We start from the raw sequence: 15,238 nt of genomic DNA, 5'->3' as shown, positions 1-15,238 counted from the left end.
GGCCGACGGCGGACCCACAGCAGAGACATGCCACTGCACGAAGGGGAAGCCATGACAGCGACGACCGACGGAAGCACCGGGGCCATGCCTCCCCGTGTCGCCGCGGCCAGCGAAACCGACATCAACACCCCCGTGGCGGCCGGGGTGCACGACGCCGCCGCGCTCTCGGTCCAACGCGCCACCGACTTCCTCCTCTCGCAGCAGGACGCCCAGGGCTGGTGGAAGGGCGACCTGGAGACAAACGTCACCATGGACGCCGAGGATCTGCTGCTCCGTCAGTTCCTGGGCATCCGCGACGAGTCGACGACCCAGGCCGCCGCACTCTTCATCCGCGGCGAGCAGCGCGAGGACGGCACCTGGGCCAGCTTCTACGGCGGCCCGGGCGAACTCTCCACCACCATCGAGGCGTACGTCGCCCTCCGCCTGGCCGGGGACGCGCCGGACGCCCCGCACATGGCGAAGGCGTCCGCGTGGGTCCGTGAGCGGGGCGGGATCGCCGCGGCCCGGGTCTTCACCCGGATCTGGCTCGCGCTGTTCGGCTGGTGGAAGTGGGACGACCTGCCCGAACTCCCCCCGGAACTCCTGTACTTCCCCACCTGGGTGCCGCTCAACATCTACGACTTCGGATGCTGGGCCCGGCAGACCATCGTGCCGCTGACGGTGGTCTCCGCGAAGCGGCCGGTGCGGCCCGCGCCCTTCCCGCTCGACGAACTGCACACCGACGCGGACAACCCGAACCCGGTCAAGCCCCTTGCCCCGGTGGCGAGTTGGGACGGCGCCTTCCAGCGGCTCGACAAGGCGTTGCACCTCTACCGCAAGGTGGCCCCGCGGAAGCTGCGCGGAGCGGCCATGAAGTCGGCCGGGCGCTGGATCATCGAGCGGCAGGAGAACGACGGCTGCTGGGGTGGCATCCAGCCGCCGGCCGTGTACTCGGTGATCGCCCTGCACCTGCTGGGCTACGACCTCGAACACCCCGTGATGCGCGCGGGACTTGATTCCCTGGACCGGTTCGCGGTCTGGCGCGAGGACGGGGCCCGGGTGATCGAGGCCTGCCAGTCCCCGGTGTGGGACACCTGCCTCGCGACCATCGCGCTCGCCGACGCGGGCGTGCCCGCCGACCATCCCCAACTGGTCAAGGCCGCCGACTGGATGCTCGGGGAGGAGATCGTCCGCCCCGGCGACTGGGCGGTGAAACGGCCCCAACTGCCGCCCGGCGGCTGGGCGTTCGAGTTCCACAACGACAACTACCCCGACATCGACGACACCGCCGAGGTCGTGCTCGCGCTGCGCCGGGTCAGACATCACGACCCGGAGCGCCTCGACCGGGCCGCCGGACGCGCGGTCCGCTGGAACCTCGGAATGCAGTCGAAGAACGGCGGTTGGGGCGCCTTCGACGTCGACAACACCAGCCCGTTCCCCAACCGGCTGCCGTTCTGCGACTTCGGCGAGGTCATCGACCCGCCGTCGGCGGATGTCACCGCGCACGTCGTCGAGATGCTCGCCGTCGAGGGCCTCGCCCACGACCCGCGTACCCGGCGCGGCATCGAGTGGCTGCTCGCCGAACAGGAGCCGGACGGCTCGTGGTTCGGCCGCTGGGGCGTCAACTACGTCTACGGCACCGGGTCCGTCGTACCCGCGCTCGCCGCGGCCGGGATTCCCGGCTCGCACCCGGCGATCCGGCGCGCGGTGACCTGGCTGGAGACCGTGCAGAACGACGACGGCGGCTGGGGCGAGGATCTGCGCTCCTACAAGTACGCCAAGGAATGGAGCGGCCGGGGCGCCTCCACCGCCTCGCAGACGGCCTGGGCCCTGATGGCCCTGCTCGCGGCCGGGGAGCGGGACTCCAAGGCCGTGGAACGCGGTGTGGAGTGGCTCGCGGCGACCCAGCGGGAGGACGGGTCCTGGGACGAGCCCTACTTCACCGGCACGGGCTTCCCGTGGGACTTCTCCATCAACTACCACCTCTACCGGCAGGTCTTCCCGCTCACCGCGCTCGGGCGCTACGTGCACGGAGAACCGTTCTCCCAGCCCTCGTTCTCCCCGGCCAAGGGGGGCTGATGGGCAGACAGTCCGCCGGACCGCCGCTGCTGATCGCCTGCGCGCTCGGCATCGAGCGCCTCGCCCTGCGCGCGGGCGACCGCTCCGGCGCCGGCGGGCCGGTCACCTTCCTCAGGACGGGGATGGGGCCACAGGCGGCCGAGGAGGCCGTCACGCGGCGCCTCGCCGACCCGGCGCTGGACGGGGCCGCCGTACTGGCCACGGGCTTCTGCGCCGGACTAGCCCCCGGTATGCACCCCGGTGACCTCGTGGTCGCCGAGGAGACCAGGGAGGCGCGCGGAACCGTTCCGTGCGTCGGTACCGAGCTGCTCGTCAAGGAACTGGTGCGGGCCCTGCCCGGCCGCACCGTCCACACCGGCCCCCTGACCGGTTCCGATCACATCGTCCGCGGTCAGGAACGGTCGGATCTGCTCGCGACCGGCGCAATCGCGGTCGACATGGAGTCGGCGGCCACGCTGCTGAGCGCCGTGCGTACGGGCGCGCGCCCGGTTGCGGCCGTACGGGTGGTCGTGGACGCTCCTGAACATGAACTCGTCCGGATCGGCACGGTGCGCGGTGGAATATCGGCTTTCCGCGTTCTTCGTTCCGTTCTTCCCGCTTTTTTCGAATGGCACCGTTCTTTGCTGCTCCCCCGGAGGTGAGCCAGATGGCCATGCCGCTGCGCCAGACAATCAAGGTCGCTACATACTTGGCTGAACAGAAGCTCCGCAAGCGGGACAAGTTCCCCCTGATCGTGGAGCTGGAACCGCTCTTCGCGTGCAACCTGAAGTGCGAAGGCTGCGGCAAGATCCAGCACCCGGCGGGCGTGCTCAAGCAGCGCATGCCGGTGGCGCAGGCCGTAGGGGCGGTGCTCGAATCCGGTGCGCCGATGGTGTCCATCGCGGGCGGCGAGCCCCTGATGCACCCTCAGATCGACGAGATCGTGCGGCAGTTGGTGGCGAAGAAGAAGTACGTCTTCCTCTGCACCAACGCGATGCTGCTGCGCAAGAAGCTGGACAAGTTCACGCCCTCGCCGTACTTCGCCTTCGCGGTGCACATCGACGGGCTGCGTGAGCGGCACGACGAGTCCGTCGCGAAGGAGGGCGTGTTCGACGAGGCGGTGGAGGCGATGAAGGAGGCCAAGAAGCGCGGCTTCCGGGTCACCACCAACTCGACGTTCTTCAACACGGACACCCCGCAGACCATCATCGAGGTCCTGAACTTCCTCAACGACGACATCAAGGTCGACGAGATGATGATCTCGCCCGCCTACGCCTACGAGAAGGCGCCCGACCAGGAGCACTTCCTGGGTGTCGCGCAGACCCACGAGCTGTTCAAGAAGGCCTTCGCGGGCGGAAACCGCAGGAAGTGGCGGCTCAACCACTCCCCGCTCTTCCTGGACTTCCTGGAGGGCAAGGTCGACTTCCCGTGCACGGCCTGGGCGATCCCGAACTACTCGCTCTTCGGCTGGCAGCGCCCCTGCTACCTGATGAGCGACGGGTACGTCCCCACGTACCGGGAGCTGATCGAGGACACCGACTGGGACAAGTACGGCCGCGGCAAGGACCCGCGCTGCGCCAACTGCATGGCGCACTGCGGCTACGAGCCCACCGCCGTCCTCGCCACCATGGGTTCCCTCAAGGAGTCCCTGCGGGCCATGCGCGAGACCGTCGCCGGAAACCGCGACTGACGTCATGACCGCCGTAGCCCTGGGCGTCCCCGAGATGCCGGTCCGGCCGATCGCCGAGCGACGTGTGTCGCGACGCATCGAGGTCGGATCGGTGGCGGTCGGGGGCGGGGCCCCCGTCTCGGTCCAGTCGATGACCACGACGCGTACGTCGGACATCGGCGCCACCCTGCAACAGATCGCCGAACTCACCGCGTCCGGCTGCCAGATCGTCCGCGTCGCCTGCCCCACGCAGGACGACGCGGACGCGCTGGCCACCATCGCGCGCAAGTCACAGATCCCGGTGATCGCGGACATCCACTTCCAGCCCAAGTACGTCTTCGCCGCGATCGAGGCCGGCTGCGCGGCAGTTCGCGTCAATCCCGGCAACATCAAGCAGTTCGACGACAAGGTCAAGGAGATCGCGCGGGCCGCCAAGGACCACGGCACGCCGATCCGCATCGGGGTCAACGCCGGTTCCCTGGACCGCCGTCTGCTCCAGAAGTACGGCAAGGCGACGCCCGAGGCGCTCGTCGAGTCGGCCCTGTGGGAGGCGTCGCTCTTCGAGGAGCACGGCTTCCGCGACATCAAGATCTCCGTCAAGCACAACGACCCAGTGGTGATGGTCAACGCCTACCGGCAGCTCGCCGCGCAGAGCGACTATCCGCTGCACCTCGGGGTCACCGAGGCCGGGCCCGCTTTCCAGGGCACGATCAAGTCGGCGGTCGCCTTCGGGGCGCTGCTCAGCGAGGGCATCGGCGACACGATCCGGGTGTCGCTGTCCGCCCCGCCGGTCGAGGAGGTCAAGGTCGGCCTCCAGATCCTGGAGTCGCTGAACCTCAAGCCCCGCCGGCTGGAGATCGTGTCGTGCCCGTCCTGCGGGCGTGCCCAGGTGGATGTCTACAAGCTCGCCGACGAGGTCACGGCGGGCCTGGAAGGCATGGAGGTCCCGCTGCGCGTCGCGGTCATGGGCTGCGTCGTCAACGGACCCGGCGAGGCGCGGGAGGCCGACCTGGGGGTCGCCTCCGGCAACGGGAAGGGTCAGATCTTCGTCAAGGGCGAGGTCATCAAGACCGTGCCCGAGTCGAAGATCGTGGAGACCCTCATCGAGGAGGCGATGAAGATCGCCGAACAGATGGAGCAGGACGGCGTCGCGGCGGGGGAGCCGGCCGTCACCGTGAGCTGAACCAGCACGGACCGAAGGGGGCCCGACGTGACGATTCTGGAGAGCATCCGTCAACCACGCGACCTGAAGGCGCTGTCCGAGGCGGAACTCGGCGAACTGTCCGAAGAGATAAGGGAGTTCCTGGTCCACGCGGTGGCCAGGACCGGCGGACACCTCGGGCCCAACCTGGGTGTGGTGGAACTGACCATCGCGCTGCACCGGGTCTTCGAGTCACCGACCGACCGCATCCTCTGGGACACCGGCCACCAGAGCTACGTACACAAGATTCTGACGGGTCGTCAGGACTTCTCGAAGCTGCGCAGCAAGGGCGGCCTGTCCGGCTATCCCTCGCGCGAGGAGTCCGAGCACGACGTCATCGAGAACAGCCACGCCTCCACCGCGCTCGGCTGGGCAGACGGCCTCGCCAAGGCCCGCCAGGTACAGGGGGAGAAGGGCCATGTCGTCGCCGTCATCGGCGACGGCGCCCTCACCGGCGGCATGGCGTGGGAGGCGCTGAACAACATCGCGGCCGCCAAGGACCGGCCGCTGATCATCGTCGTCAACGACAACGAACGCTCCTACTCGCCCACCATCGGCGGCCTCGCCAACCACCTGGCGACCCTGCGCACGACCGACAGCTACGAGAAGGTCCTCGCCTGGGGCAAGGACGTCCTGCTGCGCACCCCGGTCATCGGCCACACCGTCTACGAATCGCTGCACGGCGCGAAGAAGGGCTTCAAGGACGCGTTCAACCCGCAGGGCATGTTCGAGGACCTGGGCCTCAAGTACGTCGGTCCGATCGACGGACACGACATCGGCGCCGTCGAGTCCGCGCTGCGCCGCGCGAAACGCTTCCACGGCCCGGTCCTCGTCCACTGCCTCACGGAGAAGGGCCGCGGCTACGAACCCGCCCTCGCCCACGAGGAGGACCACTTCCACACCGTCGGCGTGATGGACCCGCTCACCTGCGCACCCCTCGTGCCCTCCAACGGCCCTTCCTGGACCAGCGTGTTCGGCGACGAGATCCTGCGCATCGGTGAGGAGCGGGACGACGTCGTGGCCATCACGGCGGCCATGCTGCACCCCGTCGGCCTCGGCAAGTTCGCCGCGAAGTTCCCCGACCGGGTGTGGGACGTCGGCATCGCCGAGCAGCACGCGGCGGTGTCGGCGGCGGGCCTCGCGACCGGCGGACTGCATCCGGTCGTCGCCGTCTACGCCACCTTCCTCAACCGCGCCTTCGACCAACTCCTGATGGACGTGGCGCTGCACCGCTGCGGGGTGACGTTCGTCCTGGACCGCGCCGGGGTGACCGGAGTTGACGGTGCGTCACACAACGGCATGTGGGACATGTCGATCCTCCAGGTCGTGCCCGGCCTGCGGATCGCCGCCCCGCGTGACGCCGACCAACTCCGGGCCCAGCTACGGGAAGCGGTCGCCGTCGACGACGCGCCGACCCTCGTCCGTTTCCCGAAGGAGTCGGTCGGACCGGAGATCCCGGCGATCGACCGTGTGGGCGGCCTGGACGTTCTGCACCGCGGTGCGGAGACCCCCGAGGTGCTGCTCGTCGCGGTGGGCGTGATGGCGCCCGTCTGCCTCCAGGCCGCCGAACTCCTCGAAGCGCGTGGCATCAACTGCACGGTCGTGGACCCCCGTTGGGTCAAACCCGTCGACCCGGCGCTGCCGGGCCTCGCCGCCGAACACCGCCTGGTGGCCGTCGTCGAGGACAACAGCCGCGCTTCCGGCGTCGGCGCCGCCGTGGCGCTGGCCCTCGGCGACGCCGAAGTCGACGTCCCGGTAAGGCGGTTCGGCATCCCGGAGCAGTTCCTCGCGCACGCCAAACGCGGGGAGGTGCTCGCCGACATCGGCCTCACACCCGTCGAGGTCGCCGGACGGATCAGCGCAAGCCTGGCGGTCAAGGACGCGAACGCCGGCACAGCCAAGGAGAAACCCGAATGACCAAGGAGTTCGACCTCACCGCGCTCTTGGCCGAGCGCGGAGCCGAGCGCTACGAGCTGCACGCCAAGTACCTGAACCACCAGCTCCCGCGCATGCTGCACACCATCGGCTTCGACAAGGTCTACGAGCGGGGCGAGGGCGCCTACTTCTGGGACGTCGACGGCAACGACTACCTCGACATGCTCGCCGGATTCGGGGTGATGGGCCTGGGCCGCCACCACCCCGTCGTCCGCAAGGCGGTGCACGACGTCCTCGACGCCCAGCTCGCCGACCTCACCCGCTTCGACTGTCAGCCGCTGCCCGGCCTCCTCGCCGAGCAACTCCTCACCCACAGCCCGCACTTGGACCGAGTGTTCTTCGGCAACAGCGGTACGGAGGCGGTCGAGACCGCGCTCAAGTTCGCCCGGTACGCCACCGGGAAACCGCGTGTCCTGTACTGCGACCACGCCTTCCACGGCCTGACCACCGGCTCGCTCTCCGTCAACGGCGAGGACGGATTCCGGGACGGCTTCGCCCCGCTGCTGCCGGACACGGCCGTACCGCTCGGCGATCTCGACGCCCTGGCACGGGAGTTGAAGAAGGGCGACGTCGCCGCCCTCGTCGTCGAACCGATCCAGGGCAAGGGCGTCCACGAGGCCCCGCCCGGCTATCTGCGCGCCGCGCAGGAACTCCTGCACCAGCACAAGGCGTTGCTCATCGCCGATGAAGTGCAGACCGGTCTCGGCCGGACCGGTGACTTCTACGCCTACCAGCACGAGGAAGGCGTAGAACCGGACTTGGTGTGCGTGGCCAAGGCGTTGTCCGGCGGGTATGTGCCGGTCGGCGCGACCCTCGGCAAGGACTGGATCTTCAAGAAGGTCTACTCGTCCATGGACCGCGTGCTGGTCCACTCGGCGAGCTTCGGGTCCAACGCGCAGGCCATGGCGGCGGGGCTCGCGGTGCTGTCGGTGATGGAGAACGAGCAGATCGTCGCCAACGCCCGTGCCACCGGGGACCAGTTGAGGACCCGGCTCGCCGCGCTGGTCGACAAGTACGAGCTGCTCGCCGATGTGCGCGGCCGGGGTCTGATGATCGGCATCGAGTTCGGCAGGCCCAAGTCGCTGAAGCTGCGCGGTCGTTGGACCATGCTTCAGGCCGCGCGCAAGGGCTTGTTCGCGCAGATGGTGGTCGTACCGCTGCTCCAGCGGCACCGGATCCTCACCCAGGTCTCCGGCGACCATCTGGAGGTCATCAAGCTCATCCCGCCGCTGATCATCGGCGAGCGTGAGGTGGACCGGTTCGTGGACGCGTTCACCGCCGTGATGGACGACGCGCACAGCGGTGGCGGGCTGATGTGGGACTTCAGCAAGACGCTCGTGAAGCAGGCGGTGGCCAACCGGTAGGGGGGCTTGCCGGGCGCCACGGGTTTTTGCCTCTGAGGCAAGAGATTTGCCTCGGGGGCAAGCCTGCGGCTGAATGGAGAGCATGAGTTCTCCCGAGACCGAGCCGGAACCGTCGGCCGGGCCTGTCGAAGACCTGCCGGCCACCGTCGCACCGCAACTCCGCGCCCTGCGCCGCCGCGCCTCCCTCACCCTGGAGGTCGCCGCCCGCTCGGCCGGACTCTCGCCCGCCCATCTCTCCCGTCTGGAGACCGGGCAGCGCCAGCCCTCGCTGCCGATGCTGCTCGCGCTGGCCCGCATCTACGGTACGACAGTCTCGGATCTGCTCGGCGAGACGGTCACCGACCGGGACGCCGTGGTCCGCGCCGCCCACATGGAACCGACCCGGGCCGGCGGCTGGACCTACTGGCAGGCAGGCGCCCCCGGCCGCGGGATGCAGTCGCTGCGCGTGCGCATCCCGCACGGCTCCCAGGGCGACATCGTGCGCGTGCACCCCGGCGAGGAGTGGCTGTACGTCCTCAAGGGACGGCTGCGCCTGCGCCTGGGCGACACCGCGCACCTCCTCGCCCCGGGCGACAGCGCGCATTTCGACTCGCTCACCCCGCACCGCCTCGCCGCCGCCGACGAGGACGGCGTCGAGGTCCTGTTCGTCCACACCCTGCTCCAGAGCCCCACGGCCACCCTGTGCCTGGGCCCGATCACCGGAGAGACGCCATGAGCGGCAACAACATCGAGGACAAGTTCCCCCGCGCCCTGTGGGTGCGGCTCATCATCTACATCGCCGTCGGACACGTCTTCGCGGCCTTCATCTACCTGCTGTTCTCCGTGGGCGCCAAGTAGCCCATCGCGGCCGCGAGTTCAGTCCAGGAGTCGCTCGCGCAGCCGCTCCCGGATCTCCGGGGTGATCCCGAGCCCCTGCTCCAGATAGGCGTCCACACTGCCCCAGGTCTCCTCGACGGTCTCGAATGCGGCCGTCAGATACTCGGCGCGGGCGTCGAAGAGGGGGCTGAGGAGCTCCATCACCTCGGGGGAGTAGGCCGAGGCGGAGGAGCCGCTGCGGCGCACCTTGTAGCGGCGGTGCTTCGCGTTCGACTCCAGGTAGTCGGTCACGATCGCCTCGCGCTCCACGCCCAGGGCGAGCAGCGTCACGGCTATCGAGAGGCCCGCGCGGTCCTTGCCCGCCGCGCAGTGCATCAGCGCGGGAACACTGTCCTCCGCGAGCCCGTGCAGCACCTGGGAGTGCTCAGCGGTGCGCTCCGTGACGATCGTGCGGTACGAGGCGATCATCCGGTTCGCGCCCTTGTCGCCGCCGAGGATCCCGCGCAGTTGGTCTATCTCGCCGTCGCGGACCATCTTCCAGAACTCGGAACCGTCCGCCGGGTCCGACAGCGGCAGATTCACATTGCGCACGCCGGGCAGCTCGACGTCGGGGCCCTCCAGTTTCTGGTCCGACGCGTTGCGGAAGTCGAAGATCGTGTGCAGGCCCAGCGAGTCGAGGAACGCGGAGTCCTCCTCGGTCGCGTGCGCGAGGTGACCGCTGCGGAACAGCACCCCGTGCCGCACCCGCCGTCCGTCCACCGTCGGAAGTCCGCCCACGTCCCGGAAATTGCGCACTCCGGACAACTCCGGCTCGGTCGACGGAATCTGCTGCGTCACGAGGACTCCTCCCACTCGGCCCGACGACGCGGCTCACCGGCGGGCACGCTTCCGACGATACGACATCGATTCCACAGGCCATGAGTTGTCCACAGACGTTGCCTCGCAGGCCCCGGGCCATTGATGATGTTGCTGCTTGAGTGGACTTGTTCGAATCTGTGAGGGGCTTGATGCTGGAGATCGCCGAGAACGGCCGTACGTGGGTGCTCACGGGCCCCACGAGCAGCTACGCCGTCCATCTCACCGAGGACGACGAACTGCTCCACCTGCACTGGGGCCCCGCGATCGCACTCGCCGACGCCGAGGAGCTCGCCGCGCGCCCGCTGCCCGCCGGCTCCTCCTTCGAGTCCCCGCTCGACGGCCGCGAGGAGTACCCCGTAGAGGGCGGCCCCCGCTTCGCACGCCCCGCCCTGTCCGTGCGCACGCCCGAGCGCCGGGGCACGGAATGGACCTTCGAGCGGTACGACACCGAGGGCGACGAACTGCGGCTCCGCTTCCGGGACACCGGCCTCGCGATCACGCTGCACTACCGGACGCGCGGCGACGTCGTGGAGCGCTGGACGAGTCTCGACAACGACGGGGACGAGGCACAGGAGCTGCTGCGCGCCGACTCCGCCGTGTGGACGCTGCCCGAGCGGGAGGGGTGGCGGCTGTCGCAGCTGCACGGGCGGTGGGCCGCCGAGTCCCGGTTGGTGCGGTCCGACCTCACCTACGGTGAGAAGGTCATCGGCAGCCGGCGCGGCCACACCGGGCACCAGCACCTGCCCTGGGTCGCGCTCGACACCGACGCGACCGAGGAGCGCGGCGAGGTCTACGGCTGCGCCCTCGGCTGGTCGGGGTCCTGGCGGATCGCCGTGGCCCAACTCCCGGACGCGCGCGTGCAGATCGGCGGCGGCGCCGGGTACGACGACTCCGGACTGCTGCTCCTGGCGCCGGGGGAGTCCTTCACGACCCCCGTCTTCGCCGGGCTGTGGAGCGACGCGGGCTTCGGCGGCGCCAGCCGCACCTGGCACGACTACCAGCGGACGTACGTCATCCCGGACGCGGACCAGGACCGGCCGGTGCTCTACAACTCCTGGGAGGCCACCCAGTTCGACATCTCCGAGGAGCAGCAGGAGACGCTCGCGCAGCGCGCGGCGGCGCTCGGGGTCGAGCTGTTCGTGGTCGACGACGGTTGGTTCGGCGCCCGCACCAGCGACCGTGCCGGGCTCGGCGACTGGACCCCCAACCCGGACCGCTTCCCCGCCGGCCTCAAGCCGCTCGCCGACCGCGTCCACGCGCACGGCATGCAGTTCGGCATCTGGGTCGAGCCCGAGATGGTCAACCCGGACAGCGACCTGTACCGCGCGCACCCCGACTGGGTGCAGTACCAAGAGGGGCGAAAGCGGACGGAGTTCCGCAATCAGCTCGTCCTCAACCTGGCCCGCGAGGACGTCCAGGAGTACCTCTGGGAGCGGCTCGACGGGCTGCTCTCCAGCGCCCCGATCGACTACGTGAAGTGGGACTTCAACCGCTGCTTCACTGATGCCGGATGGCCCGGTGACACCTATCCGCAGCGCCTCTGGGTCGACCATGTGCGCGCCCTGTACTCCCTGTTCGACCGGTTGCGGGCGGCCCACCCGGGCGTGGCCTTCGAGTCCTGCTCGGGCGGCGGCGGCCGGATCGACCTCGGCGTCATGAGCCGTACGGACCAGGTGTGGACCTCGGACAACACCGACCCGCTCGACCGGCTCGCCATCCAGCACGGCTTCAGCCAGATCCACCCCGCGCGCGTGATGGCCGCCTGGGTCACCGACAGCCCGAACATCCAGCTCAACGGCCGGGTCAGCAGCCTGCGTTTCCGGTTCGTGAGCGCCATGGCAGGGGTGCTCGGGGTGGGCGGCGACCTCTCGGAGTGGACCGAGGAGGAACTCGCCGAGGCCCGCCAGTGGGTCGACCTCTACAAGGAGATCCGGCCGCTCGTGCAGCACGGCGACCTCCACCGGCTGCGCCCGCCGAGCGGCGGACTCAGCGCCGTGCAGTACGTCGACGGCGACGAGACCGTCGTCCTCGCCCTGCTCCAGGCGCAGCACTACGGCGAGCCCCTGCCGGCGCTCCGGCTGCGCGGGCTCGACCCGACAGCGTCGTACGAATGCCTCGAAACGGGCGAAGTCCACCGAGGGGCCGTCCTGTTGCACCACGGGCTGCGGACCGGGCTGCGCGGTGACCTTGATGCGACGGTTATCCGCCTGCGTCGCATCTGATCCCTCTGTCCCAATTGCAGCCTTCGTTCCAACTCGCTCTGGAATAAAGGAACCTGAGAGTTGTGTACGTGAGCAGCGTCATATTCGTGACCGTGCGTCGTTCGTCATGTTCACGTAATTGACGTGCTTTTACAGGGGGATTGAGGGGTTGAGTCCGGTGGGAATTCACGGAGGGTGACGGTGAATTCCCGCAGGGAAACACAAGAAACGCAAATCCGTGGAACCTCCTGCTTGTCCCTTTGCGTCTTCCTCGCTTACGTTCGCCACCAATCCGGACGGACGCCCAATCCTGCCGCCGACCGGACTCCGCACACACCCACCCGTATGCGGCAGGAGCGGGGGACCCACAGGTAAGACGCCTGTTCCGGTCTCCGGAACGGGCTTGGGGTTTAGCCGCGACCAGTGCGCGGCCGGGCATCTCCAGCCCGCACCCGACAGCTCACCTCGCAGGCGCCGGAGAGGAATTCGTCATGCCCGCGAAGGGTAAGCACCGCCGCCCGAAGTCCCAGCGACTCACCCGCTCGATGGCCGTAGCCGGAACCGGCGGCGCCGCACTCGCCCTTCCGCTCATGGGAGCCACCGGCGCCCATGCCGCGACCACGACTTCCGCTCCGGAAAAGGCGGTTCAGTCCGTTCCGGCGACCGAGAAGACGGTTACGGAGAAGGCGGCCGCGAAGACCGTCTCGAAGTCCTCGGGCGTCAAGACGTATTCGGTGCGGTCGGGCGACTGGCTCGCGAAGATCGCCGAGGAGCAGGACGTCACCGGCGGCTGGAAGAAGCTCTACCAGGACAACCGCGAGGCCATCGGCGGCGACCCGTCGCTGATCCACCCGGGCCTGAAGCTGACCCTCGGCAAGAAGGCCGCGACGAGCGGCACGGACACCGGTACGTCGTCCAAGTCGTCCGGTACCACGTCTTCTTCGTCCTCGTCCTCGTCGTCCTCCTCTTCCTCGGAGAAGAGCAGCTCGGCCGCGCAGAGCGACGACAGCACGAGCACCAGCACCTCCACCGGCTACACCCTCCCCGTGACCGGCGGCACCATCGGCACCGGCTATCACGTCGCGGGCAGCATGTGGTCCAGCGGCTATCACACCGGCGTCGACTTCGTCGTCCCGACCGGCACCACCGTCAAGGCGGTCGCCGCGGGCACGGTCGTCTCGGCGGCCTACGACGGCGCCTACGGCAACGAGGTCGTCATCCGGCACGCGGACGGCGAGTACTCGCAGTACGCCCACATGTCGCAGCTGTCGGTCTCGGCCGGCCAGACCGTGACCGAGGGCCAGCAGATAGGTCTCTCCGGCGCGACCGGCAACGTGACCGGCCCGCACCTGCACTTCGAGATCCGGACCACGCCGTACTACGGCTCGGACGTGGACCCGGTCGCCTACCTCCGCTCGCACGGCGTCACCGTCGGCTGACGCCGGAGCCAGGAGCAGAGCAGTTCCGGGGTCAACGCCCCTGATCGGAGGGTTATTCCGACTTTGGACAACCCTTTACGAGTGGCTTATCTCACCGCCCGTCAACCCCAAAATACGATCGCGTAGGTCACACCTCAGGGTGAATTATGGTTGCCGTGGCTAACGATTCGAAGAGTGACAACAGAGCAGTGATCGGGTCGTACGTGGCGGTGGGGGACAGCTTCACCGAGGGCGTCGGCGATCCAGGGCCCGACGGGGCGATGGTCGGCTGGGCCGACCGGTTCGCGGTACTGCTCGCGGACCGGCGGCCCGAGGGCGACTTCGAGTACACCAATCTGGCCGTGCGCGGGAAACTGCTCGACCAGATCGTGGAGGACCAGCTCACCCGGGCCAAGGAGATCCGGCCCGACCTGGTCTCCCTGGCCGCGGGCGGCAACGACATCATCCGTCCGGGCACCGACCCCGACGAGGTCGCCGAGCGCTTCGAACGCGCGGTCGCCGACCTCACCGCCGCCGTCGGCACCGTCATGGTGACGACCGGCTTCGACACCCGTGGCGTGCCCGTGCTCAAGCATCTGCGCGGCAAGATCGCCACCTACAACGGACATGTAAGGGCCATCGCCGACCGCTACGGCTGCCCGGTGCTCGACCTCTGGTCCCTGAAGACGGTCCAGGACCGTCGGGCCTGGGACGGCGACCGGCTCCACCTCTCTCCCGAGGGACACACGCGCGTGGCGCTCCGCGCGGGCCAGGTCCTCGGCGTCGAGGTCCCGGCCGACCCGGACCAGCCCTGGCCCCCGCTGCCGCCGCGCGGCACGCTCGACATCCGGCGCGACGACGTGCACTGGGCGCGCGAGTACCTGGTGCCGTGGATCGGACGCCGGCTGCGGGGCGAGTCCTCCGGGGACCATGTCGAGGCGAAGGGCGCGCTGTCGCCGGACGCCATCAAGATGCGGATCGAGCGGGTGGCCTGACGGGGCGACACGGCAACAGGCTGCCGCGTTAACGGGGTGACATGTGCGGAGTCGTCTCCTCGAAGAGGCGGCTTTTGCGGGAACGGCTCAGGGAGCGGTCAACGCCGCCCGCTCCAGGCCGAGTTCCCGCGCGAGTGCCTCGTCGACCCACTCCAGGGCCCGCGCCCGCGACACCGTGCCCCCGTAGGCGGTCATCTGTACGGCGAGCCCGTCGAGGAGGGCTGTCAGGCGCAGGGCGGTGGTGGCCGGGTCCGGGCAGTGGAACTCGCCCGCGGTCACGCCCTCGGCGACGACCTCCGCGAGGGCCTGTTTCCACTGGCGGTCGAGATCGCGGGTGACGTCCAGGAGGGCGGGTTCGCGGAGCGCCGCCGCCCAGCCCTCGATCCACAGCCGCCAGCCCTTGGCCTGCCCGGTCGGCGCGTACCAGCGCACCGCGGCCCGCAGTCGGCGCAGCGCGGTCGTACGGCGGCCCAGGAGCTTGTGGAGATGCGCGAGGTCGTCCTCGGCGGCGAAGGTGAACGCGGCGGCGACCAGTTTCTCCTTGGTCGAGAAGTGATAGAGCACCAGCGCGTTGCTCACACCGAGCGCCGAGGCCACGTCGGCGATCCTGACCGCCGCCACGCCCCGCGCCTCGATCTGCTCGACGGCGGCCCGCAGCAACTCCGCCTGCCGTTCCGCCACGCTCAACCGCACTCTCGCCACGCGGTCACCCTAATCCGTTGCCCATAGGGGTGCTGTCCCGTA

13 protein-coding genes and 1 riboswitch are annotated in these 15,238 nt (G+C 69.4%); of the genes, 11 read left to right on the top strand and 2 right to left on the bottom strand.

The features are described 5' to 3' along the window. The first annotated feature begins 51 nt into the window (after window positions 1-51). The 8 genes from shc (at window position 52) to OG194_RS06210 (ending at window position 9,043) form a co-directional block, all read left to right on the top strand. A complete protein-coding gene (gene shc, locus OG194_RS06245; protein WP_327399837.1) occupies window positions 52-2,058 on the top strand; it encodes a squalene--hopene cyclase in 2,007 nt (668 codons plus the stop codon). Then, the gene (locus tag OG194_RS06240; RefSeq protein ID WP_327399836.1) at window positions 2,058-2,699 is read left to right on the top strand and encodes a phosphorylase family protein; all 642 of its coding nucleotides are present in this window, start codon (window positions 2,058-2,060) and stop codon (window positions 2,697-2,699) included. The genes shc and OG194_RS06240 overlap by 1 nt, the downstream gene beginning before the upstream one ends. A gap of 5 nt (window positions 2,700-2,704) precedes the next feature. After that, a complete protein-coding gene (gene hpnH, locus OG194_RS06235) occupies window positions 2,705-3,727 on the top strand; it encodes an adenosyl-hopene transferase HpnH (RefSeq protein WP_033281750.1) in 1,023 nt (340 codons plus the stop codon). A gap of 4 nt (window positions 3,728-3,731) precedes the next feature. After that, the gene (ispG, locus tag OG194_RS06230; RefSeq protein ID WP_327399835.1) at window positions 3,732-4,889 is read left to right on the top strand and encodes a flavodoxin-dependent (E)-4-hydroxy-3-methylbut-2-enyl-diphosphate synthase; all 1,158 of its coding nucleotides are present in this window, start codon (window positions 3,732-3,734) and stop codon (window positions 4,887-4,889) included. 27 nt (window positions 4,890-4,916) lie between these two features. Beyond that, window positions 4,917-6,824, top strand: a complete 1,908-nt coding sequence (dxs, locus tag OG194_RS06225) for a 1-deoxy-D-xylulose-5-phosphate synthase (RefSeq protein WP_327399834.1) — start codon at window positions 4,917-4,919, stop codon at window positions 6,822-6,824. Next, complete coding sequence (locus OG194_RS06220) at window positions 6,821-8,206, top strand: aspartate aminotransferase family protein (protein WP_327399833.1); 1,386 nt, start codon at window positions 6,821-6,823, stop codon at window positions 8,204-8,206. Before dxs ends, OG194_RS06220 begins: the two co-directional genes overlap by 4 nt. An 82-nt stretch (window positions 8,207-8,288) precedes the next feature. After that, window positions 8,289-8,921 (top strand): helix-turn-helix domain-containing protein, encoded by a 633-nt coding sequence (locus OG194_RS06215; protein WP_327399832.1) that lies wholly within the window; start codon window positions 8,289-8,291, stop codon window positions 8,919-8,921. Then, window positions 8,918-9,043 (top strand): DUF6126 family protein, encoded by a 126-nt coding sequence (locus tag OG194_RS06210; protein WP_019058824.1) that lies wholly within the window; start codon window positions 8,918-8,920, stop codon window positions 9,041-9,043. The genes OG194_RS06215 and OG194_RS06210 overlap by 4 nt, the downstream gene beginning before the upstream one ends. 18 nt (window positions 9,044-9,061) lie before the next feature. Here the strand turns inward: OG194_RS06210 and OG194_RS06205 are convergent, their stop codons facing one another. Next, entirely contained in the window at window positions 9,062-9,859 is a 798-nt protein-coding gene (locus OG194_RS06205) for a tyrosine-protein phosphatase (RefSeq protein WP_327399831.1), read from the bottom strand. A 170-nt stretch (window positions 9,860-10,029) separates the two neighbouring features. On the opposite strand from OG194_RS06205, the gene OG194_RS06200 reads away from it, so the two are divergent. From OG194_RS06200 to OG194_RS06190, 3 genes are all read left to right on the top strand, one after another. Beyond that, window positions 10,030-12,102 carry an alpha-galactosidase gene (locus OG194_RS06200; RefSeq protein WP_327399830.1) on the top strand — a complete coding sequence of 691 codons (2,073 nt, stop codon included), beginning with the start codon at window positions 10,030-10,032 and terminating at the stop codon, window positions 12,100-12,102. A 303-nt stretch (window positions 12,103-12,405) separates the two neighbouring features. Next, window positions 12,406-12,568: riboswitch (cyclic di-AMP (ydaO/yuaA leader) on the top strand. Window positions 12,569-12,572: 4 nt separating this feature from the next. Continuing rightward, window positions 12,573-13,520, top strand: coding sequence for a M23 family metallopeptidase (locus OG194_RS06195; RefSeq protein WP_327399829.1), 948 nt, complete (start codon window positions 12,573-12,575; stop codon window positions 13,518-13,520). Window positions 13,521-13,708: 188 nt separating this feature from the next. After that, window positions 13,709-14,494 (top strand): SGNH/GDSL hydrolase family protein, encoded by a 786-nt coding sequence (locus tag OG194_RS06190; protein ID WP_327406992.1) that lies wholly within the window; start codon window positions 13,709-13,711, stop codon window positions 14,492-14,494. A gap of 87 nt (window positions 14,495-14,581) precedes the next feature. Here OG194_RS06190 and OG194_RS06185 read toward each other — a convergent pair whose 3' ends face one another. Beyond that, the gene (locus OG194_RS06185) at window positions 14,582-15,196 is read right to left on the bottom strand and encodes a TetR/AcrR family transcriptional regulator (RefSeq protein WP_327399828.1); all 615 of its coding nucleotides are present in this window, start codon (window positions 15,194-15,196) and stop codon (window positions 14,582-14,584) included. Window positions 15,197-15,238: the final 42 nt, after the last annotated feature.

The organism is Streptomyces sp. NBC_01288, assembly GCF_035982055.1.
GTDB lineage: Bacteria > Actinomycetota > Actinomycetes > Streptomycetales > Streptomycetaceae > Streptomyces.
The sequence above is the reverse complement of the archived record's forward strand: the minus strand, read 5'-3'. Positions and strand labels throughout refer to the sequence as shown.

Excerpts from the sequence above, each read along its gene's own strand:
- hpnH (WP_033281750.1), top strand. The coding sequence starts at position 2,705 with ATGGCCATGCCGCTGCGCCAGACAATCAAGGTCGCTACATACTTGGCT.
- OG194_RS06200 (WP_327399830.1), top strand. The coding sequence starts at position 10,030 with ATGCTGGAGATCGCCGAGAACGGCCGTACGTGGGTGCTCACGGGCCCC.
- shc (WP_327399837.1), top strand. The coding sequence starts at position 52 with ATGACAGCGACGACCGACGGAAGCACCGGGGCCATGCCTCCCCGTGTC.
- OG194_RS06210 (WP_019058824.1), top strand. The coding sequence starts at position 8,918 with ATGAGCGGCAACAACATCGAGGACAAGTTCCCCCGCGCCCTGTGGGTG.
- OG194_RS06220 (WP_327399833.1), top strand. The coding sequence starts at position 6,821 with ATGACCAAGGAGTTCGACCTCACCGCGCTCTTGGCCGAGCGCGGAGCC.
- OG194_RS06240 (WP_327399836.1), top strand. The coding sequence starts at position 2,058 with ATGGGCAGACAGTCCGCCGGACCGCCGCTGCTGATCGCCTGCGCGCTC.
- OG194_RS06195 (WP_327399829.1), top strand. The coding sequence starts at position 12,573 with ATGCCCGCGAAGGGTAAGCACCGCCGCCCGAAGTCCCAGCGACTCACC.
- OG194_RS06215 (WP_327399832.1), top strand. The coding sequence starts at position 8,289 with ATGAGTTCTCCCGAGACCGAGCCGGAACCGTCGGCCGGGCCTGTCGAA.
- ispG (WP_327399835.1), top strand. The coding sequence starts at position 3,732 with ATGACCGCCGTAGCCCTGGGCGTCCCCGAGATGCCGGTCCGGCCGATC.